Annotated in this window: 34 protein-coding genes and 1 pseudogene; 20 read left to right on the top strand and 15 right to left on the bottom strand. The window is 70.9% G+C overall.

What is annotated here, in order from left to right; translation table 11 throughout:
- The first annotated feature begins 175 nt into the window (after window positions 1-175).
- On the top strand, window positions 176-1,276 hold the full coding sequence (locus K1J60_RS17960) for a MaoC family dehydratase (RefSeq protein WP_220647083.1): 1,101 nt from the start codon (window positions 176-178) through the stop codon (window positions 1,274-1,276).
- Window positions 1,277-1,361: 85 nt separating this feature from the next.
- Here K1J60_RS17960 and K1J60_RS17965 read toward each other — a convergent pair whose 3' ends face one another.
- The 6 genes and pseudogenes from K1J60_RS17965 to K1J60_RS17990 form a co-directional block, all read right to left on the bottom strand.
- Entirely contained in the window at window positions 1,362-2,009 is a 648-nt protein-coding gene (locus tag K1J60_RS17965) for a TetR/AcrR family transcriptional regulator (protein WP_220647084.1), read from the bottom strand.
- Window positions 2,010-2,251: 242 nt separating this feature from the next.
- Window positions 2,252-2,551: pseudogene (locus K1J60_RS17970) on the bottom strand (DUF4229 domain-containing protein); the annotation flags it as partial.
- 129 nt (window positions 2,552-2,680) lie between these two features.
- A complete protein-coding gene (locus K1J60_RS17975) occupies window positions 2,681-3,205 on the bottom strand; it encodes a GNAT family N-acetyltransferase (protein ID WP_220647086.1) in 525 nt (174 codons plus the stop codon).
- Between the two features lie 261 nt (window positions 3,206-3,466).
- Window positions 3,467-4,630, bottom strand: coding sequence for an aminofutalosine synthase MqnE (mqnE, locus tag K1J60_RS17980; RefSeq protein ID WP_033532788.1), 1,164 nt, complete (start codon window positions 4,628-4,630; stop codon window positions 3,467-3,469).
- Between the two features lie 68 nt (window positions 4,631-4,698).
- Window positions 4,699-5,157, bottom strand: coding sequence for an Lrp/AsnC family transcriptional regulator (locus K1J60_RS17985; protein WP_033532787.1), 459 nt, complete (start codon window positions 5,155-5,157; stop codon window positions 4,699-4,701).
- 145 nt (window positions 5,158-5,302) lie between these two features.
- Window positions 5,303-6,010 (bottom strand): UbiX family flavin prenyltransferase, encoded by a 708-nt coding sequence (locus K1J60_RS17990; protein ID WP_220647087.1) that lies wholly within the window; start codon window positions 6,008-6,010, stop codon window positions 5,303-5,305.
- A 95-nt stretch (window positions 6,011-6,105) separates the two neighbouring features.
- Here K1J60_RS17990 and K1J60_RS17995 point away from each other — a divergent pair, with 95 nt between their 5' ends.
- Window positions 6,106-6,729 carry a rhomboid family intramembrane serine protease gene (locus tag K1J60_RS17995; RefSeq protein WP_220647088.1) on the top strand — a complete coding sequence of 208 codons (624 nt, stop codon included), beginning with the start codon at window positions 6,106-6,108 and terminating at the stop codon, window positions 6,727-6,729.
- On the opposite strand, the gene K1J60_RS18000 is transcribed toward K1J60_RS17995, so the two are convergent.
- Genes K1J60_RS18000 through K1J60_RS18010 form a run of 3 tightly spaced genes read right to left on the bottom strand, consistent with a single transcriptional unit; the run spans window position 6,719 to window position 9,696 of the window.
- Window positions 6,719-7,291, bottom strand: a complete 573-nt coding sequence (locus tag K1J60_RS18000; RefSeq protein ID WP_220647089.1) for a Uma2 family endonuclease — start codon at window positions 7,289-7,291, stop codon at window positions 6,719-6,721. The genes K1J60_RS17995 and K1J60_RS18000 overlap by 11 nt on opposite strands.
- A gap of 45 nt (window positions 7,292-7,336) precedes the next feature.
- Entirely contained in the window at window positions 7,337-8,242 is a 906-nt protein-coding gene (gene mqnP, locus K1J60_RS18005) for a menaquinone biosynthesis prenyltransferase MqnP (RefSeq protein WP_220647090.1), read from the bottom strand.
- On the bottom strand, window positions 8,239-9,696 hold the full coding sequence (locus K1J60_RS18010; protein ID WP_220647091.1) for a menaquinone biosynthesis decarboxylase: 1,458 nt from the start codon (window positions 9,694-9,696) through the stop codon (window positions 8,239-8,241). The genes mqnP and K1J60_RS18010 overlap by 4 nt, the downstream gene beginning before the upstream one ends.
- 117 nt (window positions 9,697-9,813) lie before the next feature.
- Between K1J60_RS18010 and K1J60_RS18015 the strand changes: the two genes are divergently transcribed.
- A complete protein-coding gene (locus K1J60_RS18015) occupies window positions 9,814-10,257 on the top strand; it encodes a PLD nuclease N-terminal domain-containing protein (protein WP_220647092.1) in 444 nt (147 codons plus the stop codon).
- A gap of 95 nt (window positions 10,258-10,352) precedes the next feature.
- Here the strand turns inward: K1J60_RS18015 and K1J60_RS18020 are convergent, their stop codons facing one another.
- On the bottom strand, window positions 10,353-10,550 hold the full coding sequence (locus K1J60_RS18020) for a hypothetical protein (RefSeq protein WP_220647093.1): 198 nt from the start codon (window positions 10,548-10,550) through the stop codon (window positions 10,353-10,355).
- Between the two features lie 119 nt (window positions 10,551-10,669).
- Here K1J60_RS18020 and K1J60_RS18025 point away from each other — a divergent pair, with 119 nt between their 5' ends.
- The 14 genes from K1J60_RS18025 to K1J60_RS18090 all read left to right on the top strand — a co-directional run bounded on the left by K1J60_RS18025 (window position 10,670) and on the right by K1J60_RS18090 (window position 19,440).
- On the top strand, window positions 10,670-11,413 hold the full coding sequence (locus K1J60_RS18025) for a MerR family transcriptional regulator (RefSeq protein WP_220647094.1): 744 nt from the start codon (window positions 10,670-10,672) through the stop codon (window positions 11,411-11,413).
- Window positions 11,414-11,504: 91 nt separating this feature from the next.
- Window positions 11,505-11,828 carry a gas vesicle protein GvpO gene (locus tag K1J60_RS18030; RefSeq protein WP_220651525.1) on the top strand — a complete coding sequence of 108 codons (324 nt, stop codon included), beginning with the start codon at window positions 11,505-11,507 and terminating at the stop codon, window positions 11,826-11,828.
- Between the two features lie 101 nt (window positions 11,829-11,929).
- Window positions 11,930-12,391: a gas vesicle structural protein GvpA gene (locus K1J60_RS18035; protein WP_220647095.1), complete on the top strand. Its 462-nt coding sequence runs from the start codon at window positions 11,930-11,932 to the stop codon at window positions 12,389-12,391.
- 8 nt (window positions 12,392-12,399) lie between these two features.
- Window positions 12,400-13,113 (top strand): GvpL/GvpF family gas vesicle protein, encoded by a 714-nt coding sequence (locus K1J60_RS18040; protein WP_220647096.1) that lies wholly within the window; start codon window positions 12,400-12,402, stop codon window positions 13,111-13,113.
- A 50-nt stretch (window positions 13,114-13,163) separates the two neighbouring features.
- Entirely contained in the window at window positions 13,164-13,430 is a 267-nt protein-coding gene (locus K1J60_RS18045) for a gas vesicle protein GvpG (RefSeq protein ID WP_398683248.1), read from the top strand.
- Window positions 13,427-14,116, top strand: coding sequence for an ABC transporter substrate-binding protein (locus K1J60_RS18050; RefSeq protein WP_220647097.1), 690 nt, complete (start codon window positions 13,427-13,429; stop codon window positions 14,114-14,116). Before K1J60_RS18045 ends, K1J60_RS18050 begins: the two co-directional genes overlap by 4 nt.
- Window positions 14,109-15,263 (top strand): SRPBCC family protein, encoded by a 1,155-nt coding sequence (locus K1J60_RS18055; protein WP_220647098.1) that lies wholly within the window; start codon window positions 14,109-14,111, stop codon window positions 15,261-15,263. The genes K1J60_RS18050 and K1J60_RS18055 overlap by 8 nt, the downstream gene beginning before the upstream one ends.
- Window positions 15,260-15,817 carry a gas vesicle protein gene (locus K1J60_RS18060; RefSeq protein WP_220647099.1) on the top strand — a complete coding sequence of 186 codons (558 nt, stop codon included), beginning with the start codon at window positions 15,260-15,262 and terminating at the stop codon, window positions 15,815-15,817. Before K1J60_RS18055 ends, K1J60_RS18060 begins: the two co-directional genes overlap by 4 nt.
- Before the next feature lie 129 nt (window positions 15,818-15,946).
- On the top strand, window positions 15,947-16,186 hold the full coding sequence (locus K1J60_RS18065; RefSeq protein ID WP_220651527.1) for a gas vesicle protein: 240 nt from the start codon (window positions 15,947-15,949) through the stop codon (window positions 16,184-16,186).
- Entirely contained in the window at window positions 16,167-16,580 is a 414-nt protein-coding gene (locus K1J60_RS18070; RefSeq protein WP_220647100.1) for a gas vesicle protein K, read from the top strand. Before K1J60_RS18065 ends, K1J60_RS18070 begins: the two co-directional genes overlap by 20 nt.
- A 115-nt stretch (window positions 16,581-16,695) precedes the next feature.
- A complete protein-coding gene (locus K1J60_RS18075) occupies window positions 16,696-17,172 on the top strand; it encodes a nucleoside deaminase (protein ID WP_220647101.1) in 477 nt (158 codons plus the stop codon).
- Window positions 17,156-18,130, top strand: coding sequence for an isopenicillin N synthase family dioxygenase (locus K1J60_RS18080; protein ID WP_220647102.1), 975 nt, complete (start codon window positions 17,156-17,158; stop codon window positions 18,128-18,130). Before K1J60_RS18075 ends, K1J60_RS18080 begins: the two co-directional genes overlap by 17 nt.
- A 145-nt stretch (window positions 18,131-18,275) precedes the next feature.
- The gene (locus K1J60_RS18085) at window positions 18,276-19,061 is read left to right on the top strand and encodes a hypothetical protein (RefSeq protein ID WP_259407774.1); all 786 of its coding nucleotides are present in this window, start codon (window positions 18,276-18,278) and stop codon (window positions 19,059-19,061) included.
- Window positions 19,054-19,440 (top strand): GntR family transcriptional regulator, encoded by a 387-nt coding sequence (locus tag K1J60_RS18090; RefSeq protein WP_220647104.1) that lies wholly within the window; start codon window positions 19,054-19,056, stop codon window positions 19,438-19,440. The genes K1J60_RS18085 and K1J60_RS18090 overlap by 8 nt, the downstream gene beginning before the upstream one ends.
- 1 nt (window position 19,441) lies before the next feature.
- On the opposite strand, the gene K1J60_RS18095 is transcribed toward K1J60_RS18090, so the two are convergent.
- The gene (locus tag K1J60_RS18095) at window positions 19,442-19,825 is read right to left on the bottom strand and encodes a DUF7848 domain-containing protein (RefSeq protein ID WP_220647105.1); all 384 of its coding nucleotides are present in this window, start codon (window positions 19,823-19,825) and stop codon (window positions 19,442-19,444) included.
- A 41-nt stretch (window positions 19,826-19,866) separates the two neighbouring features.
- Entirely contained in the window at window positions 19,867-20,076 is a 210-nt protein-coding gene (locus K1J60_RS18100) for a hypothetical protein (RefSeq protein ID WP_220647106.1), read from the bottom strand.
- A gap of 120 nt (window positions 20,077-20,196) precedes the next feature.
- Between K1J60_RS18100 and K1J60_RS18105 the strand changes: the two genes are divergently transcribed.
- From K1J60_RS18105 to K1J60_RS18110, 3 genes are all read left to right on the top strand, one after another.
- Window positions 20,197-21,153: a helix-turn-helix domain-containing protein gene (locus K1J60_RS18105; RefSeq protein WP_220647107.1), complete on the top strand. Its 957-nt coding sequence runs from the start codon at window positions 20,197-20,199 to the stop codon at window positions 21,151-21,153.
- Window positions 21,095-21,223 carry a DUF397 domain-containing protein gene (locus tag K1J60_RS45880; RefSeq protein WP_259408282.1) on the top strand — a complete coding sequence of 43 codons (129 nt, stop codon included), beginning with the start codon at window positions 21,095-21,097 and terminating at the stop codon, window positions 21,221-21,223. The genes K1J60_RS18105 and K1J60_RS45880 overlap by 59 nt, the downstream gene beginning before the upstream one ends.
- A gap of 73 nt (window positions 21,224-21,296) precedes the next feature.
- A complete protein-coding gene (locus K1J60_RS18110; RefSeq protein WP_220647108.1) occupies window positions 21,297-22,952 on the top strand; it encodes a hypothetical protein in 1,656 nt (551 codons plus the stop codon).
- A gap of 83 nt (window positions 22,953-23,035) precedes the next feature.
- On the opposite strand, the gene K1J60_RS18115 is transcribed toward K1J60_RS18110, so the two are convergent.
- From K1J60_RS18115 to K1J60_RS18125, 3 genes are all read right to left on the bottom strand, one after another.
- A complete protein-coding gene (locus K1J60_RS18115; protein WP_220647109.1) occupies window positions 23,036-23,566 on the bottom strand; it encodes a DUF1062 domain-containing protein in 531 nt (176 codons plus the stop codon).
- 231 nt (window positions 23,567-23,797) lie between these two features.
- Entirely contained in the window at window positions 23,798-24,895 is a 1,098-nt protein-coding gene (locus K1J60_RS18120; protein WP_220647110.1) for a CU044_5270 family protein, read from the bottom strand.
- Window positions 24,892-25,563: an RNA polymerase sigma factor gene (locus tag K1J60_RS18125; protein ID WP_259407775.1), complete on the bottom strand. Its 672-nt coding sequence runs from the start codon at window positions 25,561-25,563 to the stop codon at window positions 24,892-24,894. Before K1J60_RS18125 ends, K1J60_RS18120 begins: the two co-directional genes overlap by 4 nt.
- Between the last annotated feature and the right edge of the window lie 23 nt (window positions 25,564-25,586).

The raw sequence follows: 25,586 nt of genomic DNA on the forward strand, positions 1-25,586 counted from the left end.
TCGGTCACGCTTCCTCCGCAGGTCAAAGGCGCGCCAAGTTACCTGAGGGTCGTTCATCTCTTGGGCTCCACGAGGGGCCCCATCGCGCCTTACCTCGGGTAACCTGACTTTCGAGTAAGGAAGCGGAGTCCGGCGCGGGGAGCGGAGCCCGGCGCGAGGAAGGGGAGACCGTCCGATGCCCACCGTCACCCTCACCCGACCGCCCTCCCTCGGTCCCGTTCTCGCCAGGGGCGCCCTCCTCTCCCCGGGCAGGAGCCTCAGGCTCCCGCGCGCGGCGGCCTCCGGGCTGATCTCCCCCTCCCGACTGCCCCGGCTCGTCCTCCCCGGTGTCCGGATCGACCTCGCCCGGCTCGCCGCGTACGAGCGGGTCTGCGGTTTCCCGACCGGGGAGGACGCCGTTCCGCTGACGTATCCGCACGTCCTCGGTTTTCCGGCGGCCATGCGGATCATGGCCGGCCGGGACTTCCCGTTGCCCCTCCTCGGTCTCGTGCACACCTCGATCGAGATCACCCGACGTCGGCGACTGCCCGCCACCGCGGAGTACGAGATCACCGTGTACGTCGACGCGTTGACGCCCCATCGGCGCGGCACGGAGGCGACGGTCGTCACCGAGGTGCGGGACGGGGAGGAGGCCGAGGGCGGGCTCGGGGTCGCGTGGGAGTCCCGGAGCACGTACCTCGCCCGGCATCGGCACGAGCGCGAGCGCGAGCGCGAGGACGAGGACGAACGCGAGGACGAGCACCGGCGGAGTGAGGGTGCCTGGGCGGATGGGGGTGAAGCGCGGGGCGACGGGAGCGGGGACGGATGGCCCGGCGGGAACGGGTCGGCGGGGGGCGGGTTGGTGGAGGGCGGGTCGAAGGGGGGCGGGTCGAAGGGGGTACCCGTCGTCGTCGAGTGGCGGTTGGGTGGGGATGTGGGGCGGCGGTACGGGGCGGTGTCCGGGGACCGGAACCCGATCCATCTGCATCCGCTCGGCGCCCGGCTGTTCGGCTTCCCCCGGGCCATCGCGCACGGCATGTGGACCGTGGCCCGCTGCCTCGCCGAGCACGGCACACCCCCGGCGACCCTCGTCCGCGCGGAGTTCCGCGCGCCGGTGCCGCTGCCGGGCGCGGTGACGTACACGGCGGACGGACAGGCGTGGGGCGGCTTCGAGCTGCGCGGGAGCGGTGCGTCCGGGGCAACCGACGGCCCCGGATCAGGCGGGGCGGGCGGGTCGGGCGGCTCGGGCGGAGGGCGCGTTCATGTCCGGGGTCAGGTGTATCCGCTCGTCGCCTGAGTGGGTCGGGTGCGGGTCGGTGAGGGCTGGTCGCGGCGTTCCCCGCGTCCCCACCCACCCGCACCCGGCGACGAACAGGCCGCTCTCACACGGCGGGCGGTGGGGTCCAGGGGCGGCCCTCCATCAAATCGCCGAGGCCGGCCCACGCGAAGTTCATCAGGGTCGTGGCGGCCTGGCGCGCGGTGATGCCCGGCGTGGCGTTGGCCCACGCGGCGAGCGCCTCGGCGGCGCCGACCAGGCCCTCGGCGAGACCGGCGACCTCCCGCTCGGGCAGGGAGGGGTCACGGCGGGCCTCCCGCGCGGCGACCAGGATCAGCCCGGTCACGAACGCGACCATCTCCTCCCGCATCGCCGCCACTTCGGCGGCGAAGGGTTCCCCGTGCGTACGGGCCTGGAGGTGCAGTACCGCCCATGCGTCGGGGTTGCGCGCCGTGTGCGTGAAGAAGGCCCCCAGCCCGTCCCAGAGCTGGCGGTCGGCGGGCAGTTCGGGGTTCACGCCCGCGCGTACGGCCGTGGTGAGCGCCTTGACCTCGCGGCGGATGCAGGCCGTGAAGAGGTCTTCCTTGGAGTTCAGGTACAGGTACACCAACGGCTTGGACACGCCCGCCAGTTCGGCGATCTCGTCCATCGACGCCGCCCGGTACCCACGCTGCCCGAACGTCCGAACCGCCGCGTCCAGCATTTGCTGTTCCCGCACCGCACGAGGCATCCGTTTGCTCTTCACAGCACCCATGCGGGCAAGCGTACGGTTCCGACGGCGAGGACGGACCCGGGCGTCGGGCGGGTGATCCTTTTTTCGCCGGGCCGGCGAACGCTCCTGCCGGCGGTTCGCGTACGGGGCTACGAAGCCTTGCCGGACGTCGGCCGGGCGGCCGCCGCATCGGCCTTGACGGCCTCGTCGGTCCCGGCAGCCTGGTCGGCCTTGTCGGTCCCGGCAGCCTCGCCGGTCTCGCTGGTCTCGTCAGTCGCCTCCGGGCCCTGGGTCCGGGCCACGTCGTCGGCCTCGTCCTCCTGGCTGCGGTTGGCCGCGAGGTTGGACTTGACGCGGCCGATGGAGCGGTCGAGGCGGGGGGCGATCTGGGCGGAGGCCCGGTCGCGCTCCTTGCGGAGGGCGACGAAACTGATCGGCGCGGAGACCAGGAGCGCGAGCACGACCATCCACATGCCGTTGGACGCGCCGAGGCCGCGCGGGGCGACACCGGAGTAGACGAGGGCCCAGACGACCACGAAGCAGCCCACGAAGATACCGAGGCGCATCAGTGTGTAGCGGAGCATCTCAATCCACTCTTCCGTTCCGTTCCGAAACCTGCCCGCACGTTGCCGGAGGGCATCGTCCAGTGAAGCACGGTCGGCGTGCGATCTTGCAGGGGGGTGCGGGCGCGCACCGGCCCCTCGGGGCGCGCCTCAGCCGAGGGACAGGAGCATCGTGATGTCGTCGCGGTGGTCGTCGGGGGCCACCCGTATGGCGCCGGGGACTCGGCCGACCTCCTTGTAGCCGCAGGAGGCGTAGAAGTGCTCCAGGCCGAGGCCGCCTCGGCAGTTGAGGCGGATGGCGTCTATGCCGTCGAAGCCGCGGGCCGCGGTCTCCGCGGCCCTCATGAGGTCGCGGCCGTAGCCCTTGCCCTGGTGGGACGGGTGGACCATCACCGTGTAGAGCCAGACCCAGTGGGTCATCAGGCGGTGGGTGTTGAAGCTGAAGAAGGCGGTGGCGGCGGGGGTGCCGGTGTCGTCCAGGCCGAGGAGGAGGCGGTGTCTGCCTTCGGCCATGGCGGTGAGGTGTCTGAGGAGTTCCGGGCGGATCGCTTCGCGGGTGACCGGGGGGACGAAGCCGACGGCTCCGTCGGCGTTGGTGACGTCTGTCCAGAGGGTGAGGATGCCGTCGTGGAGCGTGGGGGTGAGGGGTGGATCCAGGTGGAACGTAAGGGGCATGGGGTGACCGTAGTCATTACGTGCGGCTCGCCTCAAGGGGGATTCACCCCCGCCGCCCCTGCCCGTCCCCTCCTCAAGGGGCTGCGCCCCTTTGACCCCCATCCGCGGGTCCGGTGGGGGCTGGTCGCGCAGTTCCCCGCGCCCCTGAAAAAGCGGGGCTGCGCCCCTGCGTTTTCGGGCCGAAAGGGCCGTAGGCCTTTCAGGGGCGCGGGGAAGTGCGGCGACCAGCCCCCACGCACCCGCGCCCGCACAACCGCCCCCTCAGACCCGCATCGGCTGCGGGGACTCCCGGCGCGCCGGGTCCGGGCCCTCGTACTCTCGGATGATCTCGTACCGCGTGTTCCGCTCCACCGGTCGGAAGCCGGCGTCCCTGATGAGGTCCAGGAGGTCCTCGCGGGTCAGTTTGTTCGGTGTGCCGTAGTTGTCCGCGTCGTGGGTGATCTTGTATTCGACGACCGAGCCGTCCATGTCGTCGGCGCCGTGCTGGAGCGCCAGTTGCGCGGTCTGGACGCCGTGCATGACCCAGAAGACCTTGACGTGGGGGACGTTGTCGAACAGCAGCCGGGAGACCGCGAAGGTCTTCAGGGCCTCCGCGCCGGTCGCCATCTGGGTGCGGGCCTGGAGGCGGTTGCGCACCTTGCCGTCCTGCATGTCCACGAAGTCGTGCTGGTAGCGCAGGGGGATGAAGACCTGGAAGCCGTTCGTCTCGTCCTGGAGTTCACGCAGGCGCAGGACGTGGTCGACCCGGTGACGCGGCTCCTCGATGTGGCCGTAGAGCATGGTGCACGGGGTCTTGAGGCCCTTCTCGTGCGCCAGGCGGTGGATCCGCGACCAGTCCTCCCAGTGGGTGCGGTGGTCCACGATGTGCTGGCGGACCTCCCAGTCGAAGATCTCCGCGCCGCCGCCCGTGAGGGATTCGAGGCCCGCGTCGATCAGTTCGTCGAGGATCTCCGACGCCGTCAGACCGCTGATCGTCTCGAAGTGGTGGATCTCCGTGGCCGTGAAGGCCTTCAGCGAGACGTTCGGGAGGGCGGCCTTCAGTTCCTTCAGGGAGCGGGGGTAGTAGCGCCACGGGAGGTTCGGGTGCAGGCCGTTGACGATGTGCAGTTCGGTGAGGTTCTCGCCCTCCATCGCCTTGGCGAGCTTCACCGCCTCCTCGATGCGCATCGTGTACGCGTCCTTCTCCCCCGGCTTGCGCTGGAAGGAGCAGTACGCGCAGGAGGCGGTGCACACGTTGGTCATGTTGAGGTGGCGGTTGACGTTGAAGTGGACGACGTCGCCGTTCTTCCGCGTCCGCACCTCGTGCGCCAGACCGCCCAGCCAGGCCAGGTCGTCCGACGCGTACAGCGCGATGCCGTCCTCGCGGGTCAGCCGCTCACCGGAGCGGACCTTCTCCTCCAGCTCGCGCTTGAGCCCGACGTCCATGCCCACACCTTTCACCGACCGACCTGCCTGCCTGCCTCGAAGACCTCGTCAACCCTACGTCCCCTGCCCTACTGCTCCTCCTCCGGCAGCTCACCCACCCGGTTCTCCCACTTCGTGGAGAGCACGATCGTCGTACGGGTGCGGGAGACGCCCTTGGTGCCGGAGAGTCGGCGGATGGTCTTCTCCAAGCCGTCGACGTCGGGGGCGCGCACCTTGAGCATGAACGAGTCGTCGCCCGCGATGAACCAGCAGTCCTCGATCTCGGCCAGGTCCCGCAGCCGGTTCGCCACGTCCTCGTGGTCGGCCGCGTCGGAGAGCGAGATGCCGATGAGCGCGGTCACACCGAGGCCGAGGGAGGCCGCGTTCACGGTGGCGCGATAGCCGGTGATGACACCGGCCGCCTCCAGCCGGTTGATGCGGTCGGTGACACTGGGTCCCGACAGTCCGACGAGGCGTCCCAGCTCCGCGTAGGAGGCCCGGCCGTTCTCCCTCAGGGCCTGGATGAGCTGCCTGTCCACCGCGTCCATGCGATCGGTTGCCTTCCGCTGAAGAGTTGAGTTGTGGGTGCTGCTTGGTTGGTCAGTGGTCACTGGTCACTGGTCAGTGGTCACTGGTCAGTGGTACGAGAAGCGGGGGACCAGTGCGGTGCGGGCCGGGGTGAGCGCGTAGGGCTCAGTCGGTCGCACCGGAAGCGCGCGCCCCGCCCACCTCGCCCTCCCAGCGCCGGTACAGGGTGTGTGGGACGCCCGCCGCGTCCAGCGCCCGTCCGGCGACGAAGTCCACCAGGTCCTGGATGTGCGTGGCCCCGGCGTAGAACGCCGGCGACGCGGGCAGTACGGTCGCGCCCGCCTCGTCCAGGGTCACCAGGTGGCGCAGGGTCTGCCCGTTCAACGGGGTCTCGCGTACGGCGACGACGAGCCGCCGGCCCTCCTTGAGGGTCACGCTCGCCGCCCGCTGCAGCAGGTCCTTGGAGAGCCCGAGGGCCACGCCCGCGACGCACGCCGTCGACGCGGGGACGATCAGCATCCCCTTGACGGGGTACGAGCCCGAGGACGGTCCGGCGGCCAGGTCGCCGGGGCTCCAGTGCCGTACCCGGTCGCCGTCTTCGCCGTCGAGGTCCACCGCGAACGTGCCGGGCTTGCCGTCCGCCCCACGGGACAGCCATTCCCGCAGGTCGTCGCGCCAGTGTGCGTCCCGGTAGGAGATCCCCGTCTCGTCGAGCAGGGTCAGCCGCGAGGCCCGGGACACCACGAGGTCGACACTCTCGCCGGCGGCGAGGAGCGCACGCAGCACAGCCGCGGCGTATGGGGTGCCGGATGCGCCGGACACCCCTACGATCCAAGGCGTACGCGGCGTCTTCCCTGGCTTGACTGGGTTCACGACCCCGAGCCTATCCGGCGCCGCGCGGCGGGAACCGGTCAAGGGGGCCCGGCCGTTTCCATCAGGGACGTGTGAGGTCCGGACGGGGGTTCGACATGGCAGGTGGAGTGCGGGGGACGCTGGGTCCCGAGCGGGAGTGGTCGCGCGGGGACCGCGCGAAGGCGGCGGCCAAGCTGATGGTGGGCTGGGTGGCGCTGCTGTGGATCCTGGAGGTCGTGGACGTGGCGACCGACCATGCCCTGGACGACTTCGGGATCGTGCCGCGTTCGGTGCCGGAGCTGGTCGATGTCGTGCCCGCCTCGTTCATCCACTTCGGCTTCGGCCATGTCGCGGCGAACAGCGTGCCGCTGCTGGTGCTGGGGTTCCTCGCGGCGCTGGGCGGACTGCGCCGCTTCGCCGCCGTCTGCGCGCTGATCATCGTCGCGGACGGGCTGGGGGTCTGGCTCATGTCCCCCGACCACACCAACACCGCCGGTGCCTCCGGCATCGTCTTCGGGCTTTTCGGGTTCCTCGTCGTCACCGGCTTCGTCGAGCGTCGGCTGCTGGGGGTGGCGGTGGGTGTCCTGGTCGCGGCCGTGTGGGGCGGCGCGATCCTCGGCGGTATCGCCCCCACCGCGGCCGGGGTCAGCTGGCAGGGGCATCTGATCGGGCTGGTGACGGGCGTGGTGGCGGCGTTCGTGTTCCGGCGGCGCCCATCCCGCACGGCGCTCACGTCGTAGGGCGCGTCTTCGGGTCCACGGGGAGACGGCCGGTGGCGATGGTGAGCTTGCCCAGGGGGGTGTCGAGGGTCAGGTCAGGGCCGTAGGGAATGGTGTCGCGGCCCTGGTAGCCGTCGGGGCCGGGGTTCCACATCATGACGGCGTGGCCCTTGAGCGGATCCAGGATCACGTAGTGGGTGATGCCGCGGGAGGCGTACCAGCGAGGCTTGATCTCGTAGTCGCGGCGGATGCTCTCCGGCGACACCACTTCAGCCACGAACTCGATCAGATCGGCGGGATACGCACTGCGGTTCTCCGCCTCCGCCTCCGCCGGGATGACCGCGATGTCCGGGCAGAACTCGTTGGCATCGTCGAAGGGGAACGCCACATCGCTCACCAGCGCCCAGTCCGGCGGAAGCTGCTCCTCCAGGTCCGTCGACACCCTCAGGATCGTCTTCCCGTGGAACGGCCTGACCGGGTTCATCACGATGCTGCCCTCGACAATCTCCGTCAGATAGCCGGGGAACATGTCCTCCAGCCTGCTGAGCTGCGAGTGCAGGCGGTCAATGCCCGAGACGGTCACGCTGGCCTCCCTGGGGTCCTGCCCTCGATGGTAGGCCGACGGTAATCAGAGGGTCAGACCCCGAACCAGAAGATCCAGCAGCGCGCACACGAACAGGGCAATGCCGATGAACCCGTTGACGGAGAAGAACGCGCGGTTCAACCTCGACAGGTCGTGCGGGCGGACGATCGTGTGCTCGTACACGAACGCGCCCGCGACGATCGCGAGGCCCAGCCACAGGAACGCGCCCGCGTCCGTCAGCACCGCGTACCAGACGAACAGCGCCGTCGTCAGTACGTGGCAGACCCGCGCCGCCCAGATCGCCGCCGGGATGCCGAACCGGGCCGGGACCGACAGGACGCCGGACTCGCGGTCGGATTCGACGTCCTGGCAGGCGTAGATGAGGTCGAAGCCGCCGATCCAGATGCCGACCGCGAGGCCGAGGACGACCGCCTCCCAGGACCACTCCCCCGTGATGGCGAGCCAGCCGCCGACCGGGCCCATGGCCTGGGCGAGACCGAGGATGGCCTGCGGGTAGTTCGTGAACCGCTTGCCGTAGGGGTAGACCACCATCGGGATCACGGCGACCGGGGCCAGGGCGAGGCAGAGCGGGTTCAGCAGCGCCGCGGAGCCGAGGAAGATCACGACCGCGATGAGGGCGCCGGTCCACGCGTGCTTGACCGACATCGCGCCGGTGACCAGCTCACGGTGGGCCGTGCGCGGGTTCCGCGCGTCGATCTCGCGGTCGATGATCCGGTTGACCGCCATCGCGAAGGTGCGCAGGCCCACCATGCAGATGGTGACCAGGAGCAGCCGGACCCAGTGGATGTTGCCGTCCAGCCGGAACATGGCCGTGAGCGCGGCGATGTACGCGAAGGGCAGCGCGAAGATCGAGTGTTCGATCATCACGAGGCGGAGGAACGCCTTGGTACGGCCCGGTTGCTGCGGGATGGCCGCCGACGCGCTGGTCACAGGCCGTACTCCTTCCAGCGGCGGTCGACGAGCGCCGCCGTGGCCGGGTCGGACTCGACCATGTCGGGCCAGCCCCCGTCCCGGGTGTAGCCCTCCTCGATCCACTTCCTGGTGGCGTCGATGCCCGCCTTGCCGCCCCAGAACTGCTGGTAGGAGGCGTGGTCCAGATGGTCCACCGGACCCTCGACGATCGAGAGGTCGCGGGAGTAGTCGGTGTTGCCGAGCGCCCGCCAGGCGACCTCGTGGAGGTCGTGGACGTCGCAGTCGGAGTCCACGACCACGATGAGCTTGGTCAGGGACATCATGTGGGCGCCCCAGATCGCGTGCATGACCTTCTGCGCGTGCTTGGGGTACTTCTTCTCGATCGAGATGATCGCGCAGTTGTGGAAGCCGCCCGCCTCGGGGAGGTGGTAGTCCACGATGTCCGGAACGATGATCTTGAGGAGCGGGAGGAAGAAGCGTTCCGTCGCGCGGCCCAGCGGTCCGTCCTCCGTCGGTGGGCGGCCGACGACGATCGACTGGAGCAGCGGCCGCTTCCGCATCGTCACACAGTCGATCTTCAGGGCGGGGAACGGTTCCTGCGGGGTGTAGAAGCCGGTGTGGTCGCCGAAGGGCCCCTCGGGGAGCATCTCGCCGGGCTCCAGCCAGCCCTCGATCACGACCTCGGCGTTCGCCGGCACCTGCAACGGCACCGTCTTGCAGTCGACCATCTCGATCCGCTTGCCCGCGACGAACCCGGCGAACAGGTACTCGTCGATGTCACCGGGGAGCGGCGCGGTGGAGGCGTAGGTCACTGCGGGCGGGCACCCGAAGGCGATGGCGACCGGCAGGCGTTCGCCGCGCTTGGTGGCCACCTGGTAGTGGTTGCGGCTGTCCTTGTGGATCTGCCAGTGCATACCGATGGTGCGCTTGTCGTGGCGCTGGAGGCGGTACAGGCCGAGGTTGCGTACGCCGGTCTCGGGGTGCTTGGTGTGGGTGAGCCCCAGGTTGAAGAAGGAGCCGCCGTCCTTGGGCCAGGTGAACAGCGCGGGCAGCTGGTCCAGATCGACGTCGTCGCCCTGGAGGACCACCTCCTGCACGGGCGCGCTGTCCGGCTTCACCTTCTTCGGCGGGACGTGGGTCATCGCGCCGAGCTTGCCGAACGCCTCGCGCACGCCCACGAAGCCCTGGGGCAGTTCGGGCTTGAGCAGGCCGCCGATCTTCTCGCTGATCTCGCCGTACGACTTCAGACCGAGGGCCTTCAGCAGGCGGCGGTCGGTGCCGAAGACGTTCATCGCGAGGGGCATCGCGGAGCCCTTCACGTTCTCGAAGAGCAGGGCGGGGCCGCCGGCCTTGTTGACCCGGTCGACGATCTCCCCGACCTCCAGGTAGGGGTCGACTTCGGCCTTGATGCGCTTGAGATCGCCCTCGCGCTCCAGTGCGCGGAGCAGGGAGCGAAGATCGTCGTAAGCCATGGGGTCCAGTATCCCCGAGGGGCTACCCTGACCCCGTCACGGGGCCCGGTGCACGGCCCCGCCGTCACGTCCGGGGTCCGGCGCACGGCCCCGCCACCGCTTCCAGGGGGCTGTTCCATGCTCAGGCTGTTGATGTACCTCGTGCCGTTGGCGCTGACCATCTACGCGTTCATCGACTGCCTCAACACCCCCGAGGACGAGGCGAAGCACCTGCCGAAGATCGCGTGGGTCTTCATCATCCTGCTCTTCTGGATCGTGGGACCGATCGCCTGGCTCGCCGCCGGCAAGCTCCGCAACGCGCCCACCGGTGGTCGCACGCCCTCGGAGTGGCACCGCAACCACCGCACGCAGTACGTCGCGCCCGACGACAACCCCGAGTTCCTGAAGTCGCTCGCCGAGGGCAACAAGAAGGACGAGTCGCTGCTGAAGAGCTGGGAGGCCGACCTGCGCCGCCGCGAGGAGGAGCTGAAGCGGCAGGAGGAGGAGAGCGGCGAGAAGGGCGTGCAGGGCGAGAAGCGGGAGAAGAAGGAGAAGGAGAAGAAGGACGGCGAGGAGGCGTAGCGGTCGTCGTCGGTCAGCCGTCGGACCGCCGTGGACCGGCGGCCGCCGATCGTCCGGCATCAGTCGTCCGGCATCAGTCGTCCGGCGTCAGTCGGTCAGCTCCCGGCCCTTCTTGTCGACGACCCGACCTCCAGAAGGGCCTCGTCGTCCGAGCCCATGTATTTGAGGCTCTCCCTGTCGAAGTCCCACACATCAGGGTGGTCGACCTCGCCGAAGGCCAGACCGACACCCTCACGGCCCACGGCGTCCTCCGCCTTCTCGACGACCCGTACACCGGAGATCTTGGCAGCCACGCGGAAGAGCGCCCCGTTCAGTTCGGACAGCAGCTGCGCCCCCCGCTGAGCAAGGTCGTGATGTATTCCATGGCCCCTCCTCATGGGTGGGGCCCCGAACCGCCCTAGCCTTCCACCCGATGCCTGAACCCGGACCGCCTTCCAGCGCCCCCGCCCGCCTGCGCCCCGTCGACCTCGCCCGGCTCTCCGGGGTCTCCACGCAGCAGATCCGCAACTACGAGGAGGCCGGGGTGCTGCCGCCCGTGCCGCGTACGGACTCGGGGTACCGGGTCTTCGGGGACGCGCACCGGCGGGCGCTGCTGACGTACCGGGCGCTGTCGAAGGGGTACGGGGCGGTCGTGGCGACGCGGATCATGCGGACCGTGCACGAGGGGGACGTACCGGGAGCGCTGGCGCTGGTGGACGAGGCGCACGCGGCGCTGCACGCGGAGCGGGTGTCGTTGCGGGCGACGCGCGAGGCGTTGGAGACGCTGGCCGGGGAGCCGCCCGAGGAGGACGTACCCGGCACCGACCTGCTGATCGGCGAGGTCGCCGCGCTGCTCGGCGTGCGGACGTCCACGCTCCGCGTCTGGGAGGCCGCCGGGCTCCTCTCCCCCCGCCGCGCACGCGGCACCGGTTACCGCCACTACGCGCCCGACGAGGTACGCGATGCCCGCTTCATCCTCGCCCTCCGCCGCAACCACTACCTCCTCGACCACATCCGCCCCGTCCTCGAAGACCTCCGCCGGGAGGGCGGCACCGGGGCCCTGCGCTCCGCGATCACCACCCGCCACACCGCGCTGACCTCCCGCACGGCGGCGATGCTGGAGGGAGCGGGCCACCTGCACACCTACCTGACGACCCTGACGACCCTGACGACATGACCCTGACGACCGAGTGAACGCGAGGGCCCCGCTCCGGAGTGGCATGGGAGGCGCCGGAGGTCGATGATGGACAAAGGGGAAGAAGGTGATGATGACGAACGGTCACGAGCCGGAGAAGCGCCGTTCCCCGCGGCAGGAGCCCGCCGAGGAACGCCTCTCCGCGCCCGAGGCCATGCGGAGCGCGATCGAGCAGCTCACCGAATTGCTGGGCCGGGCTCCCGAGTCAGTTTCCGCGCTGAAGCCGACCGACGAGGGCTGGGAGGCCCAGGTCGAGGTCCTGGAGCTGGAGCGCATCCCGCAGACGACCAGTGTGATGGCCGGCTACCGGGTCGTTCTGGATCCCGCGGGCAAGCTGCTGGCGTACGAGCGCGGACGCCGGTACACGCGCGCGCAGGTCGACCGGGGCAACCGTTGAGCCGACGCGGCCACGGCCGCCGCCGAGCAGTCGGCAACGCCGTCTGAGCCACGGCTCGCAGCCCCTGACATACGGCTTCCCGCATCGGAAGGGAAGAGATCGTGACTGTGGTGCCGCAGAGCGGTGGCGGCGCCGCCGCCGGTGGTGGTGGCGGTGGCTCGGGAAACCTCTACGACGTGCTGGAACTCGTCCTCGACCGGGGGCTGGTCATCGACGCGTTCGTACGGGTCTCCCTGGTGGGCATCGAGATCCTGAAGATCGACGCCCGGGTCGTCGTGGCCAGTGTCGACACGTATCTGCGCTTCGCGGAGGCGTGCAACCGGCTGGACCTGGAATCGGGACGCAAGGCCCCCTCCCAGCTGACGGACATCGTCGGGGACACCACCGAGGCGGGTGCCCGGGGCAAGAGCAAAGGGGCGCTCACGGGCGCGGTCGAGGCCGTCACCGATTCGCTCCAGAAGGGGCGCGGGGACGGCGAGCGCGAGTCCGTCGGGCGCGAGAAGCAGCGCGTGCGCTCCGAGCGGGGCGCGAGCCGCCGTTCCTCCAGAGACCGTGAGGAGTGAGCGAGCCGATGTCGGTGTACGTCTACGCGATCACCAAGGCGGCGCATCCGCTGGGCCTCGACCACGTCAAGGGCGTCGGAGAGGACCCCGCCGAACTGCACGCCGTCAGCAGCGGCGAGCTGACCGCCGTCGTCAGCGAGGCCCCCGAGGTGCTCTCGGTCAGCCGCCGGGACGTGGAGGCCCACCTCACGGTCCAGGAACAGCTGTGGGCCGACGGCGCCATCCTGCCGCTGAGCTTCGGCTTCGTCGCCCCGGACGAGGCCGCCGTGGAGGGACTGCTCCAGGAGCAGGCCGAGGAGTTCTCCCAGCGGCTCGACGAACTCACCGGACGCGCGGAGTTCAACGTCAAGGGCGTACTGGACGAGGACACCCTCCTGCGCGCCGTCCTGACGGAGTCCGCGCAGGCACGCGAGCTGAACGACGCGATCCGTGAGGGCGGCGGCACGTACGAGGACCGTCTCGCGCTCGGCGAACTCGTGGCCCAGGAGGTGCAGAGGCGGCAGGAGGCGCTGGGCGAGGAGGCCCTCGCCGCGCTGCGGCCCTACGCCCTGGCCGAGCAGGTCACCCCACCGTCCCAGCAGTACTTCGTGAACGCCTCCTTCCTGGTGGACGGCGAGAGGTCCGACGAGTTCGCCGAGGCCGGAGGAGAGCTGGCCGAGGCCCTGGGAGAGGGGGTGGAGCTGCGGCTGCGCGGGCCGCTGCCGCCGTACAGCTTCGTATGACCTCGTACGACCACGGCCTTCGGTTCGATTCGCTCTGAGGAGGTGTTGTCGTGGTGGGACTGGTCGGGACGATTCTGACGTTGCCGTTCGCTCCCGTGCGGGGTGTCGGGTGGGTGGTCGACAAGGTGCGACAGGTCGCTGAGGACGAGTACTACGACCCGGGGCCCATCCAGGAGGAGCTCGTGAAGCTGGAGCAGGCCCGGATCGAAGGGCAGGTCGACGAGAACGAGTTCACGCGGCGCGAGGAGGAGTTGCTGCACCGGCTGGAGGAGATCAGTGCCTACCGGCTCCAGCAGCAGAGGGAGGCAGAGTCATGAACAACGCCACGATGGGCGCGGCCGTCCTCGGCGGTTATCTGCTGGGGCGGACGAAGAAGGCCAAGCTCGCCCTCGGCATCGGCGCGCTGCTGGCCGGATCCCGGGTCAAACCAGGGCAGTTGGGCAACGCGCTCGACGTCCCGTTCCTCGGCGACATCACCAAGCGGGTGCGCTCCGAGCTGACGGACGCCGGCAAGGCCGCGGCTACCTCCGTACTGACGGCGAAGGCCGACAGCCTGGCCGGAACCCTGCACGAACGCACCGCGGGGCTGCGGGAACGGGCCGAGGGGAAGGGCGACCAGGACGAGGCCGAGGACCAGGACCAGGACCAGGCCGAGGACGAGGTCGACGAGGACCAGGTCGAGGACGAGGCCGAGGAGGACGAGGACGAGGAAGCTCCCGAGCAGGGAGGCGAGGAGGAAGACGAAAAGGAGGACGCCGAGGCGGACGCGGAGGACGAGGACGAAGGTCCGGAAGAGGACGAGAAGCCCGCCGAGGGGCGGAAGCGCCCGGCCGGGAAGACCGGCTCGGGGACCACGGCGCGCCGCGGCGGCGGACGCTCGACGGCTCAGCGCGGCGGATCCACGGCCCGGAAGAGCGCACCGCGCCCGAAGAAGAAGACCGCTGCGGCGAGCCGCGCCAAGAGCGGATCCGGCTCACGGTCGAGGAGGCAGGACGATGGCTGAGGGCAGAACGGCGAAAGGCCGCCCGGCCGGTACCGGAACCCTCAGCAGGACGGACGAGGGGGCCGGTGTGAACGGGGGCACGAGCCGGCTGAAGGAAGAGCTGGAGGAGTACATCGAGGCCCGGATGTCGGTGATGCTCCAGAACGTCGGGCATGGGCTGGGCGACGGTGCGCGCAAGCTGAGCGATATGAACGCGGAGACACTGACGTCAACCGCGTCCCATGCCAAGGACGCGCTGACGGACAAGGCGAAGGGCGCCGCGGGCAAGGCGAAGGACACCGTCGTCGACAAGGCCAAGGACGTCACCGAGAAGGCGAAGGAGGCCGTCGGCAAGGGGAACCGCAAGGATCCCTCGGGCGGCAGCGGCAAGGGGTTCGCCATCATCGAGGACGTCGACGTGGGCGTCCCGGTGCGCGAGGCGTACAACCAGTGGACGCAGTACGAGGAATTCCAACGGTTCGCCAAGGGTGTGGTCGGCGTCGAGCAGAAGGACGACGTCACGACCCAGTGGCACGTCAAGGTCGCCAAGTCCAACCGTAGTTGGCGCGGCACCACCACGGAACAGGTGCCCGACGAGCGTATCGCCTGGACGTCCGAGGGCAACAAGGGGACGACCAGGGGCGTCGTCACGTTCCATCCGCTCGGGGAGAACCTCACCAAGGTGCTGCTCGTCCTCGAGTACTTCCCCAAGGGACTCTTCGAGAAGGTGGGAGGCCTGTTCCGGTCCCAGGGCCGTCGCGTCCGCCTCGACCTGAAGCTCTACCGCACGTTCGTCATGATGCGCGGCGAGGCCACCGGGGGCTGGCGCGGCGAGATCCGCGACGGAGAGGTCCAGGAGCCCGAGGCGGCCGACGAGGCGCGGGACGAGGAGGAAGAGGAGAACGGCGCGGAGGGCGCGGAGGACCGGTACGACGAGGACGAGGAACCCGAGGCCGAGGCCGAGACCGACGACGAGGAAGGTGAAGGGGAGGAGGAAGAGGACACCGACGAGTACGAGGACGACGAGGACGAGGACGAGGACGACGAGGATCAGGAACCCGAGGGCGGGTACGAGGACGAAGAGGACGAAGAGGACGGGGAACCCGAGGTCGAGGAGGCGGACGAGGGGCCGACCAAGTCGAGGGCGAGGAGGTCGAGTGAGCCGTGACCCAGTCAGCCTCCCCCTTGCCCTCGCCGTCACGAAATCCCTCTCCGTACGGCAGCGGTCAGGGCTCCAGCGCCAACCTCGCCGACATCCTCGAACGAGTGCTCGACAAGGGCATCGTCATCGTCGGCGACATCAAGATCAACCTTCTCGACATCGAGCTGCTCACCATCAAACTGCGCCTGCTGGTGGCCTCGGTCGACAAGGCCAAGGAGATCGGCATCGACTGGTGGGAGCACGACCCCGCCCTCTCCTCCCGCGCGCGCCGCTCCGACGGCCACCGCTCCCTCGCCGACGAGAACGATCGGCTGCGCGCCGAGGTGGAGGAGCTGCGCCGACGTGTCGAGGAGCCCCCTCCGGCGCTGACCGCGAGCGGATCGACCGAGCGCCCGGAGCGCCCGGAGCGCCCGCGTAGGGAAGTCCGCCGCAAGGAGGCCCGTCCGGAGACCCGGGCGGCGGAGCCCCGGCGCAAGCGGCGCAAGCCCGTGAACGTCGACGACGAGGGCGAGGGCGAGGGCGAAGGCGCCGAGGGCAACGAGGACGAGGACCGTGGCTGAGGAAGGCCCCGGCCCACGATGAGCGCGTACAGCGACCACGACGCGTACGACGACCGTGACGCGCACGACGACCACGACGACCGTGCCGCGTACGACGAGCCCTACGCGTACGACGACCGCGACCGCCCGATCAGTGGACGGCAGGTCGCGCTGATCGACCTGCTCGACCGGCTCCTGAGCGGCGGTGTCGTCCTCACCGGGGACCTCGTCCTGAGCATCGCGGACATCGACCTGGTAAGGGTGTCGCTGCGCGCGGTGATCGTCGCCGTCCGCGAAGGGTTGGACGAGCAGTGGGCGCTCCCCCTGTCCGAGCCGAGGCCCGTGGAAGGGGCGGAAGGAGGCGACGATCATGGCGAGCCCTCTGCCTGACGGCGGCCCCCACGTCGACCGTCTCCGTGAGGTGTCCGCGGCCGCGCACCGCGCGTTCTCCCTGCTGCCGGCCCGGCCGGAAGAGGTCCCCCCGCCACCCCCGACCCGGGGCGAAGCCGTGGCGCGCCGGTTGCGCACCGACCCCGACACGGTCGAGCGGGACCTCGTCCGTCTGGTCCTCACCATCGTCGAACTGCTCCGCCAGCTGATGGAGCGCCAGGCCCTGCACCGCGTCGACAAGGGCGGGCTGACGGAGGAGCAGGAGGAACGCCTCGGCATGACCCTGATGGTCCTGCACGAACGCATGACGGAACTCTGCGACCGCTACGACCTCACCCTGGACGACCTCAACCTCGACCTCGGCCCGCTGGGCACCCTCCTCCCGCCACCCTGATCCCGCCTGCCTGATCCCGCTCCCTGATCCCGCTCCCTGATCCCGCCGCTCTGATCTCACCGTCCTGATCCGCGCCACGCACGTGAGCGCCTCCCGTCGCGGGCAGAGTGAGGTCATGGACCAGGACCAGGCACGCACATGGCTCGTCACCGCCGTCGAGGAGGCGCGGGCGGGGCTCGCGGAGGGCGGCATCCCCATCGGGGCCGCGCTCTACGGACCGGACGGCGGTCTGCTCGGGCGCGGGCACAACCGCCGCGTCCAGGACGGTGATCCGTCCCTCCACGCCGAGACGGCCGCGTTCCGCGCGGCGGGCCGGCAGCGGACGTATCGCGGTACGACGATGGTGACGACGCTCTCGCCGTGCTGGTACTGCTCCGGGCTGGTACGGCAGTTCGGGATCTCGCGGGTGGTGGTCGGGGAGGCCACCACCTTCCACGGCGGCCACGACTGGCTCGCCGAGCACGGTGTGGAGGTCCTGGTGCTGGACGACCCGGAGTGTGTGGCCCTGATGCGCGACTTCGTCGAGCACCACCCGGCTCTATGGAACGAGGACATCGGTGACGCCAGTGACATCAGTGACACCGGGGAGTAGGCCCCGTGTCCCCACCATCGACCTGCGCCCCTGGCTCGACGGCGGCCCCGAGGACCGCGCCAGGATCGCCCGGACCGTCGACGAGGCACTGCGGAGCGCCGGTTTCCTGCTCGTCACCGGCCACGGGGTCGATCCGGCCCTCCGGACGCGCATCCGGCAGGCCGCGCGGTCCTTCTTCGTCCTGCCCGTCGAGGCCAAGCAGGCGTACGAGGTGAAGGTCGGCGGGCGCGGCTGGCTCGGGCCCGGGGCCGAGGCGAACGGGTACGCCGAGGGTACGGAGACCCCGCCGGACCTGAAGGAGTCGCTGACGTTCGCGACGCACGAGCCGTTCGACGACCCGGTCGTGAACGCGGAGTGGTACGCGCCGAACGTGTGGCCCACGGAGGTGCCGGAGCTGCGGGCGCTCTGCGAGGAGTACCTGGCGCGGATGGGAGAGCTGGAGAACCTGCTGCTCTCACTCCTCGGGGAGGCCCTCGGACTGGAGCCGGACTTCTTCTCCCGCCATATGAGCCACCCCACCTACGGCTTCAACATCAACTGGTACCCGGGGACGGACGTCATCGGCGACCCCGTGCCGGGCCAGTTCAGGATCGGCCCGCACACCGACTTCGGCACGGTCACCATCCTCGACCGGCAGGCCGGGAAGGGCGGGCTCCAGGTGTACACGGACGAGGGCGGCTGGGAGGACGCCCCGTACGACCCGGCCGCCTTCACGATCAACATCGGTGACCTGATGGCCCGTTGGACCGGTGACCGCTGGCGTTCCGGGCGCCACCGCGTCCTGCCGCCCCCGGCCGAGGAGCCCGCCGAGGAGCTGATGTCGCTGGTGTACTTCGGCGAGTGCACCCCGGGCACGGTCGTGGAGTCGGTGCCCGCGCCGATCGGGCGGGCGGCGTACCCGCCGGTGGACTCGCACGCGTATCTGCGGGCGCAGCTGGACTCGATCACGGTCGACTGACCACGCCCTCCGCGCACGAGGGAACCTCTTCGGCCCGGAGCCCGTCTTCCCCCGCGTCACCTTGTACCGAGTGTTTGACACAAGATCCCGGTCACGGCATCTTGTACCCACCGCTTGATACAAGATGATCCGGGGGGATCTTTCCATGCTCGACACCGCCCCGCTCCAGCATCGGCTCCTCGACCACGCCGACCACTACGCCCGCTGGTCCGGTCTCGCCATCGGTCTGGTCGTCGCGCAGGAGCTGTCCACGCTCGGACACATCGAGTTCGAGCAGCGGGTCGTGTTCTGCCTCACGGCCTTCGGCCTGTGCGCCGTGGCCGGCGTTCTCCTCGCCGACGCCCTGACCCTGCGCCCGCAGGACGCGGTGCGCACGGCGAGTCTCGCCCCGCGCCTGGTCAGAGACCATGTGCCCCCGCGCATGGGCCCCCTGATCGCCCTCCAGGGGGTCTCCCTCGTCGCCCTGCTGGTGATCACGGCCGCCACGGCGTCCGTCGACGGCGACCGGATGTTCATCACCGGGAAGGCCGTCGACATCACCTGCAACGGGATGCGCGCGACCCTCGGCCCGTGGCCCGGCCTGTACTACAGCCTCCCGATGTTCGGCGCGCTCGCCATAGCCACCCCCACCTGCGTCTGGGCCCTGCGCCGCATCGCGCACGGGCCGGGCGAGGAACAGCAGCGCCGCGACCGCGCGTGGGCGGTCACCGGGGCCTGGGGCCTGCTGGTGTCGAGCCAGCAGCTGTACGCCGTCCTGATGATCTCCGTCGCGCTGACGGAGACGGGCTGCGCCGGCACGCTGGGCGCGATCACCTTCTGGGTGTTCTACCCCCTGGCCCTGCTGAACCTGTTCACCGTCGTCTGGTCCCTGGTCACCGTGGTCGCACCCCGCGCGGTCGAGGACGAGGACGGGGCCCCCGGCGATGAGTGACCCCGCCGTCCGCGTCGACACCACCAGCCAGGTCCCGCCGTACGAGCAGATCCGCGCGCAGCTCGCCGCGCTGATCGTCACCGGCCGCCTGGCCGAGGGTGAACGGCTGCCGACCGTGCGCCAGCTGGCCACGGACCTCGGCCTCTCGCCGGGCACCGTGGCCCGCGCCTACCGCGAGCTGGAGGCCGCCGAACTGATCCGCACCCGCCGGGGCGCGGGCACCCGGGTGGCGGCTCCCCGCCCCGGACCGGCCCGCCCGCACGCCCCCCAACTCGCCACCCTGGCCCGCGACTTCACCGCCTCCGCCCGCGCCCTGGGCGCCGACACGGACTCCATCCTGACCGCCGTCCGCGACGCCCTGGGCCCGGACCCGTCCTGAATCACCGGGGTACCTCCTCCAACGGCTCCAGCACCGAGTAGTCCCCGAAGCTGCGCCGGTAGCGCAGGTGCCGTGTCTCCTGCGTGTGCCTGCGCTGCCACTCCTCTACGGCCGCCGGATCACCGTGCACGCCCGACTCCGCGCCGCACTCCGTCTCGTCGCCCGACACGCACCGCGCCTCGTACTCCGGCTCCGCCGTCAGATCCTGCGCGATGACGTACGGCACGTACCGGAAGACGCGGCGCGTGCGAGTGCCTCCGCCGTGCTCCCGTCGCTGATGGTGACGGAGCAGCACGTTCGCATCCGTCTCCGCGCTCCGGTCGTACCGCGCCCGCGCCTCGTCCCGCCGTACGGCCAGCTCGGCGCACGCCGTACATCCCGTCACCGGAACGGGGGGCGGACCCAAGGGATCAAGTTGACGCAACGTCACACCCTCCTCTTCGTACGGTGGTTGGCCGCCCTGACCTGCGCCCCGAGCCGCTCCGCCGGAGTCGCCGGCCGCAACGTCGCCGGATCCGCCTCCCACTCCCGGCCACCGCCCACCGGACGCAGCATCGCGTACGGCCCGACCCTGTCCCGGTACTCGCCCACACGCCGCGTCCGCGGATCGTAGACAAGCTGCCCCTCTGGTTCCACGCGCACTCCACAGCCCTGTTCGTCACTCTGGGTGTATCCAGCGTCGCCGACGGGAACGGTCGATATCAACGCGGGACGTGTGGCACTGGACCACTGCCACACGCGGCACGAGGGGGCGGCATGACGAGGCGGAACGCGGACGGGGCGGTCGGGGCCGGGAGTTCGGTGCTGTTCGGTGAGGTGCTGCGGCACTACCGCGAGGTGGCCCTGCTGACGCAGGAGGCCCTGTCGAGAGAGATCCCGTGCGACCGCTCCCAGGTGGCGAAGATCGAGGCCGGCACCAGGGTCCCGAGTGACCAGTTCGCGAAGCGGTGCGACGAGGTGTTGGGGACGGGTGGGGTGTTGGCCCGGATGTGGGCCAAGGTGGACTGGTATCCGGCCGTCCAGCATCCGGACTGGTTCGAGCGCCGGGTCGAGATGGAGGCGGTGGCGGTCGGGCTGCGGGAGTACCAAGAGCGGGTCGTCCCGGGCCTGTTGCAGACGGAGGACTACGCCCGCGCGCTTTTCTCCCGGGCCGTCCCGGGCGATGAGGTGGAGGATCGCGTCAGGGCCCGGATGAGCCGCCAGCCCCGCTTCCTGTTCGACGACGGCCCCCTGTACGTCGTGGTCCTGGACGAGAGTTGCCTCCGCACAGCGGTGGGGAGCCCGGACGTCATGCGCGACCAGTGCGCGCACCTGCTGAGCGTCGGGCGGCGGCCCAACATCCGCATCCAGGTGGCTCCGGCGGACCTGTTCGGGATCTTCCGTCCCAGGCAGTCCATGTCCCTGATCGAGCTGCCCGACGAACGGTGGCTGTACTCCGAGTCGATGGACCACAGCCACTTCAACAACGAACCGACTGCTTACGCCCGTTATAGCCGAACCTATGATGTGCTCAGGGCCGACATCCCGTCAGCTCGCGAGTCCGCCGCCCTGATCAGCGACGTGATGAAGGGGTACGAGCAGCATGGACAGGTACGAGCTGAGCACAGCGACCTGGATCAAGAGCAGCCACAGCGGCGACAACGGCGGCAACTGCATCGAGGTAGCCCCCGCTATCCCCGCCGTCGTCCCCGTCCGCGACAGCAAGAACCCTGACGGACCCGTCCTGGTCATCAACCGTCCCGCCTGGCTCTCCTTCATAGCCGCCGTTCGGTCGGAGTCGTAAGCGAACGGGCAGGGATCGTCGTACTCCGCAACAACTGCCCCTCTCCCCGCTGCTGTTGATACCCACAGCAGCTATGACAACGGCAACGACACCGGCCCCCGCCCTCTTCGACATATCCAGGGCGTACGAGCACTCGCCCGAACCCCCGTTCGTGGTGCTGGCGGGGGCGCGCGGGCTCGGCAGGAGCACCGTGCTGCGGGAGCTGTGCGCGGCCTACCGCGGGCGCGGCCCCGTCGCGTTGGTCGACGGGGAGGAGAGCCGGTTCGACCGGCCTCCCCCGGGCCGGCCCCCCACGTCCTGGTCGCCCGCGTACGAGGCGGTGACCGTGGTCGCCGAGCAACTGGCGGAGCCACTCGGCGGGGCCGGGCGGATCACGTTCCCCCGGCTGGCGTGCGGGCTGCTCGCCGTCGCGGCCGGTGGCTGGGGGGATCGCGGGCTGTCACGGATCTGCGCGGAGGCGGAGCGGATCCTGCTGCTGAGCGACACGGGCGGCTGGCTGGCGGGGCGGTGGGTGGGCAAGGCCGTGGCCCGGCTGGTGTCGTCGATGTCGGACCAGGGGCCGGTGGTGGAGGCGACCGTCGAGGCCGCGTTGGAGGCGTTCAGCGAGGGGATGTCGTCCTCGCACCGGCGGCTGCGCAGAGGCGCCGTCTGGTACCGCGACCACCCCTGCGCGGCCGGGAACCCCAAGCTGGGCCTGGTCCTCCTGTGCCGCCACGCGGGGCTGCGCGGACAGGGCCATCCCGCCCTGCGGAACGCGGCCCGGCGCACGCTCGCGGAGGTGACCCGTGGGGCCGACTGGGCGCCGGGCGGTACGCCGTCCTCGCACGCGCTGCTGGTGTCGTTGCCGCCGCTCTCGCCCGACGACACCCGGGACGCCCTGGAAGCGGCCTGCCCCGGACTGACGGTCCCGCCCCGACTCCCGTCCGCCGTGCACCGGTTGACCGGCGGCAATCCCCTCGGCACGGCACTGCTCGCCACGTCGGCCGGCCGGAACCTCCCCCGGGGGCTCACCACTCCGGCCGACCTGCTGCTGGCGGAGCACTCCGGACGTCGCGCGTACGAGGCCGTGCTGGACCGCCTCCTCCCGGACGAGGACCACCTCGACGAGCTGGCCGTCCTGTCCCTCGCCCACGACCACGCCTCGGCGCTCGTCCTCGCCGAGTCTCAACTCCCAGTCGGTTTCGGCGAGTCGAGCGTACGCGCCCTGTCGAGCCGCCTGGCGGCCGAGGGCCACGCGCCGTCCCCCGACCACTTCGTGGGCGACCCCTTCCTGCGGGCCCTGCTCCTGCTGCGCCTGCGCCACGGCGAGAGCGGGCGCGCGCACCGTGACCGCCGGGGCAGCCGCGCCCCGGCGTGGCGGGACGCCCACCGCGCGCTGGCCTCCCACTACGGCAGCGCCCGCCCCCTGCACCGCGCCCACCACGAACTCGCGCTCGGCAAACCGGACTTCGCGGTGGACCACCTCCACGACACGTACGACTCGGTCGCGCCCCGGGACTGGCTCGCCGCCCTCACCTTCCTCACCTCCGCCCCGCACCACACCCCCGACGACACCCGCATCCCCACCGCACTCGACGCGACCGGCACGACCCCCGACCTCCGGCTGCGCGTACGCCGCGTCCTCCACGCGGCCCGGCGGACGACGGACCCCTTCTCCCCGCCGACCCCCGAGACCACCGAACACCTCCACCGGGCCCTGGCCTCGCTCCTCCCCGCGTCGGCCCGGTAACCGACGGAGGGCCGGGGGCAGGGGATGCCCCCGGCCCTCGGCCCTCGTTCCTCGGCCTCCGGCCGCTGATCCCCCGTCGGGGCTCAGCGGCGCTTGAGTGTGAAGGTGAAGTCGTCGGAGAGTCTGCCGCTCAGCCGGACCGCCGAGACGAGCCTCCCCTCCGCGATCAGCCGCTCGACCTCGGCCCGCGCCAGCCCGCACCCCTCGGCGATCAGCCGCACCGGCCGCACCGGTATGGGCGCCGCGAACCGGACCGAGACGTCGACGACCTCGCGGTCCAGGTGGTCCGCCCCGCCGGTGTCGAGGCGCCAGGCGCCCGTCCAGTCGAGGGCGACGCGGTTGCGGCGCCGCAGGAGCGGATCCCGGAGGAGTTCGGCCGCCAGGCCAGGGTCGTTGGCGTGCAGCCGGTCCAGCAGCTCGGGTCGTACGGAACGCACGTTCGTCCGTTCCAGAACGGTGAGCTTGGCGGTCTCCCCGCACCCGGTGCAGAGCACCAGGAGCCAGACGTCGATGAGCTTGCGGTGGGCGTTGACACGGAACTTGCCGTTCGCCCGGAAGCGCTCGGAGGCGCAGGTGTGGCAACGGCGGAGGACGAGCGGAAGGCAGGTGGGCATGACCACCCAGTCATGGAGCACAGAAGTACACCGGTTTCAGTGAGAAGTCCGCAGCAAAAATCAGCACGGCACGCAGAGCGCGACGCGCGACAGATCAGCTCTCGGGGGGTCTCACACGGTGTACAACGGCACGTCCTCGCCTCGACGACTCAGTTCGCAGGCACGGTAACGGCGTACGGCGGCGCGGCTCCACCGGTTTTCCCGGCGCCACGCCGCCGATCACGGTTCCCGCTAAGGCCGTTCGCTGACGCTGTCGACCACCGCGCGTTCCAGGATCGCCACCGACGTAACAAGGTCACCCGCATCGAGGGAGTCGCAGGAATCCGCCGGAGGGTCGAGCTTGACGGTGTCCGCGGCGAGGAAGGCCAACGTCCGTGTGCCGAAGAGGAGTTCGTGCCGGGTGGGCCCGTGGCCCCGGTATTCGGGCCAGTCGCCCTCAAGGCCGACGGAGACCCCCGTACGGTCCGCCGCGTCGACGGACCCCTCGTACACGGTCAGTCCCGGGATCCGCGCGACGGCCCGGTACAGCGCGGCCTCCACCTTCGGCGGCAGCAACTGCTCGACGAGCAGTGTGGACGCCTTGTCGAACGCCTTCCGGTCGGCCGACTTCGCGCCGGACGCCCTCTCGTCGCCCTTCAGCCCGTACAGGTAGCGGTACATCCCGTCGGCGTCGGTCGGCAGTTCGTCCTCGACCTCGCGGAAGAAGTTGGCACCGTTCTTGGCGGGGAGCTGTATGCCGACCGACAACTCCCCCACCTCGCCGTCCACCCCACGCTCCCGCTGCAGCCCGTTGTGCTGCCCGTCCACCGACGACCAGAACTCGCGCACGCCGTAGGGGTACGCCTCCAGGGTGTCGGGGCAGCCGTGGTCGTTCTTCTCGGAATCCATCTTCCAGTGGTAGTCGTCCCGTTCGGTGTAGACGAACTGGTCGTCCCTCACCTCGGGCAGGCTCCGCCTCCCAGCCGCCTCCGCCACCCTCTCCAGCAGTTCGGCCGCGCGCTGGTCGCTGCGCTTCGCCTCGCCCGGGCGCCGGTCGCCGGAGCCGTCCGCATGGGTCGTCAGGGGCCCGGCCGCCTGCTGGGTCACCGCGGCGCCCACCACGACCGCGACGGTCAGCGCGGCGGCCACGGCGGGCCCCACGAAGGCGGGCCGCCGCCAGAGCGCGGTGCGCGGCCGTACGACCGGGGTCTCGCCGTCGTTCTCGATCTCACGCATCAACTGCTCCCTCAGGACGCGGTGACGGCCCGGAAGAAGCTCCCGCTCGACGGCGGCCGGGACGCCGGTCCCGGCCGGCTCGTCCTCGTCCCGGGGGGACGGGTTGTCGTTCACGGGTTCCCCTCCTGAATGGGCCCGGCCACGGAGGCGCGGCCGTCTCTTGTCTGTCCGCGGCGGGCGTCGGGTTCCCGGGCACCCGGCTCCCCGGCGCCCTTCTCTCCGGCCGCGAGCTGCGCTGCGAGCTTGGTCCGGGCCCGGGAGAGGCGGGAGCGCACGGTGCCGACCGGGATGCCGAGCGCCTCCGCGGCGGCCGCGTAGTCCAGGCCGCCCCACGCGCACAGCGCGAGCACCTCCCGCTCGGGCCGCCGCAACCGGTCCAACGCCGTGCGCACGGCCCGCAGGTACGCCTGGTCGTCGAGGTTCCCGGCGACCTCGTCGGCGAAGTCCCGCACCGACTCGGGCCTCGGCAGCCGCGCGACGGCGGCGGCATGGCGCCGGCCGGCCCGGCGGGTGTTGCGCGCCACGTTGGTGGCGATGCCGAGCAGCCACGGCCGCGGCGAACCCCCCTCCGCGTCCAGCCGCCCCCGCAGCCGCCACGCCTCCAGGAAGGTCAGCGACACGATGTCCTCGGCCGTCGACCAGTCCCCCGTCAGCCGGAAGGCATGGTTGTAGACGGACCGCGCGTAGGCGTCGAAGACCTCCCCGAACGCCCCCGTGTCCCCGTCCCTGATCCGCGCGCGCCACGCACGCCGGCCCCCCGTGTCCCCGTCATTCGTCTCCACGTCCTCTCCCTGTCCGTACGCCG

Origin of the sequence: Streptomyces akebiae (genome assembly GCF_019599145.1) — a bacterium.
GTDB lineage: Bacteria > Actinomycetota > Actinomycetes > Streptomycetales > Streptomycetaceae > Streptomyces > Streptomyces akebiae.